We start from the raw sequence: 11,632 nt of genomic DNA, 5'->3' as shown, positions 1-11,632 counted from the left end.
TTAATTCCGGGTCAGTCGGGGCGGCTGTAGCTGTAGCGCTTTTGCACACTTCCCCGCTAATCAAGGTTATCAGCAGTCTGATATACTTTCGGTGTATGACTATTTGCGAGAGGGAAAACCATGTCAATTGCGAAACTCAGTGCCGCACTACTGCTTGCGGGCGGTCTGTTAGGCTATTGGGGTGCCGAATGGCAGAGTAAATCGTTATTGATTAGCGCCGCGATTAGCCTTGTGGCCGGTATTATTGCTTCTGGTTTTACTGATTATGCCCGCCGCTGCAAATAGGGGTGACCGGTAGGGGCAAAACCGCCGGCCAATGAACGGCGCAACACTGTTAGCAATCATGCCCACCAGTCCCATTCCCAACAATGATAATTAAGTCGGCAACAGCCCGTCATAGCGACTGGCCGAATTATTTTTACTCCAGGGTGACGATGTGCCGTAGCGCTGTTTCAGGTATAATATGCGCCGCACGAGGAAATACGTGCCCAAACCTCAGTTCTATTGCGCGATGATTTACTCTGGTTAACATACGTAACCCATTGAGCAGTAATTAAATATTAATCAGTAACCTCACTGAAAGACAGGAACGTACACCATGCCAGTGTTACATAACCGGATTTCTAATGAGGAACTTAAAGCGCGCATGTTGGCTGAAACCGAACCGCGCACCACAGTTTCTTTTTATAAATACTTCATGCTGGAAGATGCGAAAGCCTTCCGCGATAGCCTCTATAGCCAATTTGTTAAACTCGGTGTTTTTGGTCGGGTTTATGTGGCGAAAGAGGGGATTAATGCGCAAATTAGCGTCCCGTCGAATCGTTATGATGAGTTCAAAACTGCACTCTTTGCGGCACATCCTGCGCTAAATCAGGTGCGGCTGAATGTGGCTCATGAAGATGACGGTAAGTCATTTTGGGTGCTGCGCCTGAAAGTTCGCGAACGTATTGTGGCCGACGGCATTGATGACGACAGCTTTGATCCCAGTAATGTCGGGCACTATCTGAAGGCCGATCAGGTCAATGAAATGATTGATGACCCTGATACCTTATTTGTGGATATGCGAAATCATTATGAATATGAAGTGGGCCATTTCGAAAACGCGATAGAAGTCCCTTCGGATACTTTCCGTGAACAGCTGCCGATGGCGGTTGATATGCTGCAACATGACAAAGAGAAAAATATTGTTATGTATTGCACCGGCGGGATCCGCTGCGAAAAAGCCAGCGCCTATATGTTGCATAAAGGGTTTAAAAACGTTTATCACGTCGAAGGCGGAATTATCGAATATGCCCGCAAAGCGAAAGAACAAGGTTTGCCACTGAAATTTATCGGCAAGAACTTTGTTTTTGATGAGCGAATGGGCGAGCGGATTTCCGAGGATGTTATTGCACATTGCCATCAGTGTGGTACTCCAAGTGATACGCATACCAATTGCAAAAATGATGGTTGCCACTTGCTGTTTATTCAGTGCCCAGCTTGTGCGGCAAAATTTGAAGGTTGTTGTAGTCAGATTTGTCAGGAAGAATTGCAGTTGCCGCAAGAAGAACAGCGCTCTCGTCGGGCAGGACGTGAAAACGGCATTAAGATTTTTAATAAATCAAAAGGGTTATTGCAAACAACTATGCATATTCCAATGCCAGAAAACAGTGAAGATAAGAAATAATCATCCCCAAAGTTATCGCTATTGCAGCGAACAGTTCTGCAACGTTTGATTGATCGGGGATACATCACTTAAGCTGCTGACTGAGCTATTAAAATAAGACGTTGTCGGTTATTTTATCCGGTAGCGTCTTTTTTTTGCCATGTTTAGCTGTGGCGGTTTCCATACAAGGATTGATAATGACAACACCTGTGGTAGGTAACCAAGGGTTACGGTTAGTTGCAATGTTGGCAATGCTGGTAGTGATTATGGCTGGAATAAAGGCCGCTTCACCTATTGTGGTTCCATTTTTATTGGCAATATTTCTCGCTATCATATTGAACCCATTAGTAAAATTATTAGAGAAAATAAAAATCCCACGAGCATTAGCTATTGTTTTATTGGTGACTTTGATTGTTTTACTGATGGCATTACTGTTTAGCCGCTTAGGTTCATCATTAAATGAGTTTGCCCGCTCACTGCCGCAATATCGTGGCATGATGCTGGAAAAAATGCGCGACCTGCAAGAATTTGCTATGCGCTTTAATATTGATTTCTCTGTGGATGACATTATGAAGCATGTCGATCCCAGTACGGCTATGAACTTTATTACCCGCATTCTTAGTCAGTTATCCGGCGCGATGGCGAGCACCTTCTTACTGCTGATGACTGTGGTATTTATGCTGTTTGAAGTAGAACGCCTGCCTTATAAAATGCAGCTGATGTTTGATAATCCTGCGCAAGGCAATGCTATTCTTAAACGTGCTCTGAATGGCGTGACGCATTATCTGGTTATTAAAACCGTCATCAGTATTGCGACAGGGATAGTTATTTGGCTATTTTTGGCCGCAATGGGGATAAGATTTGCCTTCTTGTGGGGCTTACTGGCTTTTGTTCTTAATTACATCCCCAATATTGGCTCTGTATTGGCCGCTATTCCACCTATTATTCAAGCTTTGTTATTTAATGGTTTTGCTGATGCCTTTGCCGTAACTGGCGGTTATATTCTCATTAACCTGATTGGCGGTAATATTATTGACCCTAGAATGATGGGCCGAGGATTGGGCCTATCAACCTTGGTGGTGTTCCTGTCATTAATTTTTTGGGGATGGTTATTGGGGCCTGTCGGTATGCTGCTCTCAGTACCCTTGACCATTATTGCCAAAATTGCACTTGAGTTAACCCCTGCGGGCTATAAATTTGCAGTGTTATTGAGTGACGGTAAACCCAGCACAATTGAACCTGATAAGGTTGACTGATAGCAAAAGGTAACACGGGAGAGGGCCACAGGCAGGTTGATATCTGCTGGCCCGACCTAAACGAAAAGAATACCAGTAGGGCTAATAGAAAATGAAAAAAACATCTAACACAAGGAGTATCAACCATAGGCAGATATAGAGCACTAAATGCTCGCGTACATTATTGATAACCATCGAGAGCAATTTATTTAACATGCGATTACGGTTACCTGCGGTTAAAATAGTTGCCCATTATAGGTTGTTTTGATTCTATAAACAATTAACTGACAAATTAAATAGTTAAGCTGTAAAAAATTGTGCGTTAATACCTCCTGTAAATTGTAATCAGTGAAGCATCGTCTTGATATTCTGTGTCTTTAATGAAATTAATGTAACCGATTTTAACGAAAATAGCTTAACGCTGTATTCCCGGCTACATCATTTATAACTCAATATTTATATTCTAAATTGCATTGTTGCACGATATATATTTTATCCAGAGTGATCTCTAACGGTATAACTGATCTTAATATAAATATTTAAAGACATTATAAATAAAACAGAGTTCCAGGCGATTTCTGACTTTTATTTTCTCAGTAATATGGCGTTTGTGTGAATAAACTGTACTGTCACTGATATTCAATTTTCTGGCTATTCGATAATTGGGCATCTCCGTCATCCAATAGCACATCACTTTGTGTTCTTGCGGGCTAAAAAGTGATGCAGAGCTGGACGGGTCTAACTTGCCGGTATCATCTGAACGGTCAGATAAGGTTTTTAATAGTTTAGGTAAATGTCTTTTCGCTAAAATTGAGACTGAATCAGTCAGCGGAATAGGCGTGTCACTGAATGGATATGATGCATCCAGGTAAATATAGACTTTTGCTTGATTACAGTAACTGAGGAATTGTTCTAATAAAGGACAATGCCCACCGAATCGACAATATTGCGTAAGATTAACAATGATAATCTCGGGATTAAAATCTTGAATAGCCAATGTCGCTTGTTCAACCGTTGGCACATCCATTAAATTAAGAGATATTGAGTTGTTTAAATAGGTATTTACCCCGGAACGGGTATAAAAGCATTCGTCGATAATTAATATTTTCATGTGGCATACATCCTTGTCTAACAGCAGTCATACCTGACTGCATACAAGGATAAGGTAATCCTCTGGCGACTCAGTCGTCAATTCGGGATTTACGAAGTATTTTTTCGTATTTTACGATTAAAGTCTCTAATAATAAGCATGGTTACAGTGTTTCATACTTAATAGATGTTGTCAGTAATATGAATTAAATGCCAGCATTCATTTAAAATTGAAATGATTGCTGGCCCTTTGAAGGATTAAGAAGCGGTAAAACGAGACAGGGAAAATGCCGAAATATCGAGGGGCGAGGGTTTGTTTTGCGCAAAAAGTGCCGCTATTTCACCCAAAGCGGTAGCGAATTTGAAGCCATGCCCGCTTAAGCCAGTTACCACCATAATATTGGGGTTATCCGGCAAAGTATCGATGATGAAATCTTCATCAGGGCTCATATCATAACTGCAGGCCGCACCATGTAAACAGACGCCAACGCCGGGTAAGAAGTTACGCAAAAAGCCAAATACTTCAGTGCCATCTTCAGCATAACTGCCGAAGGGTTTACGTTCTGCAGCCGAGGTTATGGGTTGCCCGCCATTATGTTTGCCGAGTTTCAGCTCGTCATTTTGTGACGGGAAACCGTAATAGTGGATATTATCCGGTGTTTCGACAGTAAATGCTGGGAAATGGTTATTTTCACTGTAGCGGCCATCAGCGTGGTGCCAGGAAAAGACCTTGCGAACTGCTGTCACGGGTAACTGTGGTAATAATTCTTTGACCCACGTTCCTGCGGTGACAACCACTCTGCGGGCGCTGTAGGTGCCATCAATGGTCACGACATCAACACCGCCATCGATTGGCTCAATCGCGGTAACCGGGCAGTTGAATAGAATTCCGCAACCGGCATCTGTGACCGCTTTAATCAGTGTTTTTATCGCGAGTTCTGAGCGCAGGAAACCGGCTTGTGGTTCGAACACACCAATATAATTTTCCGGCAGAGTAAATACGGGCCATTTTTCTCGCACTTGCGCTGCATTTAAGGTTTCTACTGGCAAATTATATTGTTGAGCACTGTGCTGGGCATTTTGCAGGAAAAGGGAATCTTCCGGCCCCAAATTCAGCACTCCACTGGCCTGGAATAACTTTTCGCCGCTTTGAGACGACAGTTGCTCCCACAATGCTTGAGCTCGTAATACTAAAGGAACATATTTCTCACCTTCACCATAAGCATGGCGAATGATTCTGGTGTCTCCATGATGGCTACCCGCTTGATGTGGCGGCATGGCACTGTCAATCATCAACACCTTTAGGCCAGCTTGTGAGGCATAGTAACCTGCGGCAGAGCCGACAGATCCGCTACCAATGACAATTAAATCATAATCCATATTTTGCACCCTGGGGTATATCACCGCAGACCTTATTTAATCCGCTCTAATGAGTAACACATTTTTATCGTGACCATGATCAGTGCGATTTAAATTAACGCCAGCAAACCGTGATAGTAATTAAACCGATAGTAATTAAAACAATAGTAATAACACGGGATTCAGAGGAGAAAAAGGGATGTTATCCCTATTACTGTTGGAATGGTTAATAAAAAGGCACCAAGTGATATTCACGGGTGCCTTTTTTACAGCGTTGAGAAATTAACTGGTAGAAAAAATTAATGCTTACGGTGATCCAAATCTTGATATTCTGATGACTCAATTTTAGCAATGCCTGCTTCTAAGATATTTATTAATTGGCGTGCAACATCAGTCGTTAACCAGAGTGTTCTATCAACCAGTGCATCTTCTGGCGGTTGACCCATGGAAGACAGGTAATGAAGACGTATCATCATCGCGTCATATACATCTACAGTGCTGATATCCCAACCTACGAGAGGGTGAGTCTGAATAACTTCATCATTTCTGTCCATAAAGACCCCTTATATAGTAGTTACTGACTGGAGTGACTAACGAGGATCAATGCGGCCCAATTACAGACTGAGCTTTTTCAGTATACGCAACTGTTGATGAGTTTGGTGAATATCAACGGATCTTTACAAATTATTTATTTTCTGATGATTAATTAATCGACAATAAAAAGATGATGAAAGGAAATTAATAATAAGCAGTTTGATGATTAATTTAAAAAAGCCGAGGAACGACTCCCCGGCAAAAACAGCATTACACTGGGTTACTGCGCATCGAACCAGTCGTCTGCGCTTTCCCATATTTCTTGTAATATTTCAGAGATCAGATCTTTATCTGTTTTGGCCCCACCTAAAACAGTAAGATTATTGGCACTGGCATAACGAACTTGTACTGTTGTTGTCGTGTCTGGGAATTTATCATTCAGTCGTTTGTTCAATTCATTGGTGAGTGCTTCAACAGCACCTGCGGGTAACTGGTTTTTTTTATCAATACTGACTTCAACACGCATATAAGGCCCCCCAAATATTTATACTGTCTATTTATACAGTATAAATATTCAAGCTGCAACTCACGAAGATAAAAAATTTCAGCTGTAGAGAAGGGGCTTCTCTACAGTGATAATTATTAGGCTTTAATTGACCAATTGATGGTCTGACCGGCAAGGAAAGGGATAATAGCTTCGTTTCCTAATGAGATTTCTTCTGGTTGCTGGAATGGCACTTGGATCAATTCAACAAAATCTTGGTTAACTGGCAATCCATAGAAAGCGGGGCCATTTAAGGAGCAGAATGCTTCGAGATGCTGTAGCGCATTCATTTCTTCAAACACTGTGGCGTAAGCTGCCAGGGCTGCCGGCGCATTGAAGACCCCCGCACAGCCGCAAGAAGATTCTTTACGATGCTGGGTATGAGGCGCTGAATCTGTTCCCAGGAAGAAACGTTCTGAACCACTGGCGACCGCTTGGCGCAATGCCTCTTGGTGAGTGCTGCGTTTTAGTATTGGCAAGCAGAATAAATGAGGGCGAATGCCGCCAACCAACATATGATTGCGGTTGAACATCAGATGCTGGGGGGTAATGGTTGCCCCCAGAAAACGATTACCGGCCAATACATAATCAGCGGCATCTTTGGTGGTGATATGTTCAAAGACAATTTTCAACTCAGGGAAGGTGCGGCGTATCGGTTCCAGAACTTGGTCAATAAAGCGCGCTTCACGATCAAAAATATCAATAGCGGCATCAGTGACTTCACCGTGAATTAATAGTGGCATACCTAGCTTCTGCATCTGTTCAAACAGCGGATAAATCGCCGGGATATCAGAAACGCCGTGGGTAGAGTTAGTCGTCGCATTGGCAGGATAGAGTTTGGCAGCGGTAAATACGCCCTCGGTAAAACCACGAGTCAACTCGTTGACATCCAACGTATTGGTGAGGTAGCACGTCATCAGTGGCGTGAATTTATGGTCTGCTGGTATTGCAGCTAAAATACGCTCCCGATAAGCAATGGCGCTCGCAACGCTAATAATAGGTGGCGTTAGATTTGGCATTACAATGGCCCGGGCGAATACCTCGGAAGTATAGGGCAGCACGGTACTGAGCATTTCGTCATCACGTAGGTGAATATGCCAATCATCTGGGCGGCGAATTTTCAGGGTTTTAGGTTGTGCAGTCATTCAACGGGCTCCGCAGTCATGATGAGATATCGGGATTTATATGCTGTTTCTGGCGGGGTCTAAGGATAAGCGGAAAGTGCTTCAGATGCATCTGAATGTTAGGGTTAAGTTGAAAACAATGTCAAAAGGGCATCTTATAGAGGGGCTCTGAGTTAAATTACCCGCAGGGTAAGCGATTAGTTAGCCGCCAGATAGGCTAATTGAATGTATAACATGGGAGAATAACTATGGAAGTTCGTATCATCGCGAGTGTGGTAGCAAAACCCGAATTTATTGCAGACGTCAAAGCTGCGGTTCATCAAGTGATAGAACCCAGCCGTGAGGAAAATGGCAATCTGCAATATGATCTCCATGCTGAAAGTGATAAGCCGGGTTCTTTTGTGTTTTTCGAGCGCTGGGCATCTGAGGATGCATTGGAGAAACACAATAATACTGAGCACTTTAAAGCATTGGTGAAATCGATAGAGGGCAAGCTGGAAAGCCTTGAGATTAAGAAAGTAAAACAGATTGCTTGAGAAACTCGACGCAATAAAAAACCCGCCTTAATGGCGGGTTTTGTCATTTTCGAACTCAACAATATTGTTGTTATTCGACTGACTGCGGTTTTGTTGCCGGAGCCGTTGCTTGTGTTGCCGCAGCATGGCCACCTGCAGAACCTTTGCCTGCAAAATCAAAGGCAGGGCGTTCCCAATGACCTTTGGTTGGTGATGCCGGTGCGTAATCAGGCGCTGGCGCTTTGGTCATAGGTGCAGAGGCATAATGTTTGAAGACCACACCTTCAGGATGAACAACAACTGGCGCAACTGCGGTGACAGATTCAGTCACAACAGCGGCTTCAGGGGTGTTTTCAACCACAGTTTGCTCTTCAACAGCAGCTTCAATCACCACTGATTCTTCCTCGACAACGGCTGACTCATTGTTGTCTTGAGCCACAGTTTCAGCGGCTTCTTCGACAGCAACAGCCTCAGCTGGTGCAGTTTCTGCAACCGGAGCGGCTTGCTCAACCACTATTTCTTCCACAGCTTGAGTTTCAACTGTGGCTGCGGGTTCAACAACAGTTTCTTCAACAATTGGTTCTTCAACAATTGGTTCTTGAACAATGGGTTCTTGAACAACCGCTGCCGGTGCTTCAACAATGGTTTTTTCAACAACCGCCGGAGTTTCAACAACCGGCGCACGGCCAGGAACGGCTGCGGCTGAAGATGAAGAACCGCCTGGTTTATGTTGTGGCGCAGGTGTTGGGGTTGCAACCTCAACTACCGCCGCGACAACAGGAGCCACGACCACCGGAACCGCAACGACGGGAGCAATAACTACAGGGGTGTGTGCAACCACAATTTCCGGTACTTGTTCCACTGGGCGCTGTTCTTCAACCGGGTTTTCGACAAAGGCTTGTTCAACGGGTTGAGCCACCGGGTAACGAACCCACACTTTGCCTGACGCCATTTCTGGAGAGGCAAAAGCACCTGCCAGAGGCATAGCTGATTGTGTTGGGTAACGTTCATCACGATAGCGACGACGGCGCTGACCACTGACGCGCAGATGGCGCGGTGACCGGCGAGAACGACGCGGCATGCCGTTTTCATTATTGGCATTACGATCGTTAGCTACTTCGTCATCAGCTTGAGCGCTGACCTGCGGTAACAATTTCACTTCTTCCTGAACCACTGGCGCGGCAATGTTTGCCACTGGCTCGCTGACAGGATTTTCCAGAACATTTAGCTCATCATTCGCAGATTGAATCCGGACTTTCTGATTCAATTGGCGGCGCTGACGGCGCTGCATGACCTGCTGGCGTTCTTCTTGCTCTGGCTGCGCATCGTCAACCACAATGGCGGCGGCAATCTCAGTATCAACAGTGGCTTTAACATCCTGTGGTGCCTGGCGTTTATCATCTTGACGACGACGCTGGCGATCACCACGACGTTGCGGCTGCTCATCACGCAGTGCTTTATCCGCCTCTACTACTTCAGTTTGCGCTTGTGGCGCAGTGGCTTGTTGAGTAGGGCGCTTATTGCGACGTTGATCTTCGCGATTAGTATTATCGCGATTAGCATTGTCACGAACCGAATTATCACGGTTAGCGTTGTCACGAGTGCCATTGTCGCGGGTGTTATTGTCACGGCCTTCACGTGGTGTGCGCTCGCCTCTTTCTTTGCGGCCATTATTCTGGCGGCGAGGATTGCGACGATCGTTACGACGTGTGTCGGTGGTTTCAGTTTTTTCAACTTCAACGGGTTTCACTTCAGCAGCAGCTGATTCGCCGAAGAGCCCTTTCAGGCCACTAAACAGGCGGCTAAAGAAGCCGGGTTGTTCAGTTGTTGTTGTTGCTGTTGTTGATGCGACAGCTTGTGGCCGTGCCACGGGTTTCACCGTCTCAGCCGCAGGGGCTGATTCTGGTGGCACTTCAGTTGGCAGAGAGAAAGTCGCCAGCGCCGGTTGTTCTGGGCGTTTGCGCTCGAGAGTCGCTTCTTCCAACGGCTGCGCCATTTCTGCTTCATGCAGCTGTGGCAACAAATAGCTGAGAGAAGGAACTTCCTCACCTTTACGAACACGAAGCACAGAATAATGCGGGGTTTGCATCTGATCGTTTGGCACGATCACTGCGCGCACACCACCCTGGCGTTTTTCAATAGCATTAACCGATTCACGTTTTTCGTTCAGCAAGTACGATGCAATCTGTACTGGCACAATCGCGTGAACTTCATGGGTGTTTTCCTTCAGCGCTTCTTCTTCAATCAGACGCAGAATGGAAAGTGACAGAGATTCATTGTCACGAACTGTACCGGTACCGCTACAGCGTGGGCACACATGGTGGCTTGACTCACCCAGTGATGGGCTGAGGCGCTGGCGGGACATTTCCAGTAAACCAAAACGGGAGATGCGGCCAATCTGGATTCGTGCGCGGTCTTGACGGACGGCATCACGTAACCGGTTTTCCACTTCTCGCTGATGGCGTACTGGCGTCATATCGATGAAGTCGATAACAATCAGGCCACCCAAGTCACGTAAACGTAACTGACGGGCAATTTCATCCGCGGCTTCAAGGTTAGTATTGAAGGCCGTTTCTTCGATATCACCACCACGGGTAGCTCGGGCGGAGTTGATATCAATCGCGGTCAAGGCTTCAGTGGTGTCGATAACAATGGAGCCACCGGAAGGCAGACGCACTTCACGTTGGAACGCCGACTCTATCTGAGACTCAATCTGGTAGTGGCTGAATAATGGAATTTCACCACTATACAATTTGATTTTGCTGCTGAAATCTGGGCGGCCGAGCGCGGCAATATGCTCTTTAGCCAGTTCGAGAACTTTAGGGTTGTCGATCAGGATTTCGCCGATATCGGGGCGCAGATAATCACGGAAAGCACGGACAATCACGTTGCTTTCCTGGTGGATCAGGAACGGAGCAGGGCGACCTTCAGCCGCTTTTTTAATCGCGTCCCAGTGCTTAAGACGGAATGATAAGTCCCATTGCAGCGCATCAGCAGATTTACCCACACCTGCGGTTCGCACAATCAGACCCATGCCATCAGGTAATTGCAGAGAAGATAACGCTTCTTTCAGTTCAGTGCGGTCATCCCCTTCGATACGGCGAGAAATACCACCGGCACGTGGGTTGTTTGGCATCAGAACCAAATAACTGCCCGCCAGACTGATAAAGGTTGTCAGTGCGGCACCTTTATTTCCGCGTTCTTCTTTATCAACCTGAACAATAACTTCCTGGCCTTCGCGCAGGACATCTTTGATGTTCGGGCGACCATGGGAAGAATAATTACTAGGGAAATATTCGCGAGAAATTTCTTTTAGTGGGAGGAAACCATGACGTTCAGCGCCGTAATCAACAAAAGCCGCTTCCAGACTGGGTTCGATTCGGGTGATTTTACCTTTGTAAATATTCGCTTTTTTCTGTTCATGACCTGGGCTTTCAATATCCAAATCATACAGCCGCTGTCCATCTACAAGGGCAACACGCAACTCTTCTTGCTGAGTTGCGTTAATCAACATTCTTTTCATCTTTAACTTACTCGTTATTTTTACATTGGCGTTAGAACTGCGGGCAAAATAACCTCATGGCCGG

At 45.5% G+C, this 11,632-nt stretch carries 11 protein-coding genes; 4 read left to right on the top strand and 7 right to left on the bottom strand.

The window, feature by feature from the left end; genetic code table 11:
• The first annotated feature begins 120 nt into the window (after positions 1 to 120).
• The 3 genes from YROHD0001_RS20565 to YROHD0001_RS15435 all read left to right on the top strand — a co-directional run bounded on the left by YROHD0001_RS20565 (position 121) and on the right by YROHD0001_RS15435 (position 2,901).
• Positions 121 to 285 carry a hypothetical protein gene (locus tag YROHD0001_RS20565; RefSeq protein ID WP_004713241.1) on the top strand — a complete coding sequence of 55 codons (165 nt, stop codon included), beginning with the start codon at positions 121 to 123 and terminating at the stop codon, positions 283 to 285.
• A gap of 313 nt (positions 286 to 598) precedes the next feature.
• Positions 599 to 1,666, top strand: coding sequence for an oxygen-dependent tRNA uridine(34) hydroxylase TrhO (trhO, locus tag YROHD0001_RS15430; RefSeq protein WP_004713240.1), 1,068 nt, complete (start codon positions 599 to 601; stop codon positions 1,664 to 1,666).
• Positions 1,667 to 1,842: 176 nt separating this feature from the next.
• Positions 1,843 to 2,901 (top strand): AI-2E family transporter, encoded by a 1,059-nt coding sequence (locus YROHD0001_RS15435; protein WP_004713239.1) that lies wholly within the window; start codon positions 1,843 to 1,845, stop codon positions 2,899 to 2,901.
• 81 nt (positions 2,902 to 2,982) lie between these two features.
• Here the strand turns inward: YROHD0001_RS15435 and YROHD0001_RS19550 are convergent, their stop codons facing one another.
• From YROHD0001_RS19550 to pyrC, 6 genes are all read right to left on the bottom strand, one after another.
• The gene (locus tag YROHD0001_RS19550; protein ID WP_231572893.1) at positions 2,983 to 3,075 is read right to left on the bottom strand and encodes a DUF2770 family protein; all 93 of its coding nucleotides are present in this window, start codon (positions 3,073 to 3,075) and stop codon (positions 2,983 to 2,985) included.
• 331 nt (positions 3,076 to 3,406) lie between these two features.
• Complete coding sequence (locus tag YROHD0001_RS15440; protein WP_004713237.1) at positions 3,407 to 3,991, bottom strand: LuxR C-terminal-related transcriptional regulator; 585 nt, start codon at positions 3,989 to 3,991, stop codon at positions 3,407 to 3,409.
• Positions 3,992 to 4,227: 236 nt separating this feature from the next.
• Positions 4,228 to 5,349 carry an N-methyl-L-tryptophan oxidase gene (gene solA, locus YROHD0001_RS15445; protein ID WP_032815965.1) on the bottom strand — a complete coding sequence of 374 codons (1,122 nt, stop codon included), beginning with the start codon at positions 5,347 to 5,349 and terminating at the stop codon, positions 4,228 to 4,230.
• A gap of 278 nt (positions 5,350 to 5,627) precedes the next feature.
• Entirely contained in the window at positions 5,628 to 5,882 is a 255-nt protein-coding gene (gene bssS / locus YROHD0001_RS0117205) for a biofilm formation regulator BssS (RefSeq protein WP_032815964.1), read from the bottom strand.
• A 260-nt stretch (positions 5,883 to 6,142) separates the two neighbouring features.
• Positions 6,143 to 6,388, bottom strand: coding sequence for a DNA damage-inducible protein I (gene dinI, locus YROHD0001_RS15450; RefSeq protein ID WP_004713234.1), 246 nt, complete (start codon positions 6,386 to 6,388; stop codon positions 6,143 to 6,145).
• A 116-nt stretch (positions 6,389 to 6,504) separates the two neighbouring features.
• Positions 6,505 to 7,551 (bottom strand): dihydroorotase, encoded by a 1,047-nt coding sequence (pyrC, locus tag YROHD0001_RS15455; RefSeq protein ID WP_004713233.1) that lies wholly within the window; start codon positions 7,549 to 7,551, stop codon positions 6,505 to 6,507.
• A 227-nt stretch (positions 7,552 to 7,778) separates the two neighbouring features.
• On the opposite strand from pyrC, the gene YROHD0001_RS15460 reads away from it, so the two are divergent.
• Positions 7,779 to 8,066 carry a putative quinol monooxygenase gene (locus tag YROHD0001_RS15460; protein WP_004713232.1) on the top strand — a complete coding sequence of 96 codons (288 nt, stop codon included), beginning with the start codon at positions 7,779 to 7,781 and terminating at the stop codon, positions 8,064 to 8,066.
• A gap of 70 nt (positions 8,067 to 8,136) precedes the next feature.
• On the opposite strand, the gene rne is transcribed toward YROHD0001_RS15460, so the two are convergent.
• Positions 8,137 to 11,568 carry a ribonuclease E gene (gene rne / locus YROHD0001_RS15465; RefSeq protein ID WP_032815962.1) on the bottom strand — a complete coding sequence of 1,144 codons (3,432 nt, stop codon included), beginning with the start codon at positions 11,566 to 11,568 and terminating at the stop codon, positions 8,137 to 8,139.
• Positions 11,569 to 11,632 lie beyond the last annotated feature (64 nt).

The sequence above is a fragment of the Yersinia rohdei ATCC 43380 genome, assembly GCF_000173775.1.
GTDB classification, from domain to species: Bacteria; Pseudomonadota; Gammaproteobacteria; order Enterobacterales; family Enterobacteriaceae; genus Yersinia; species Yersinia rohdei.
The sequence above is the reverse complement of the archived record's forward strand: the minus strand, read 5'-3'. Positions and strand labels throughout refer to the sequence as shown.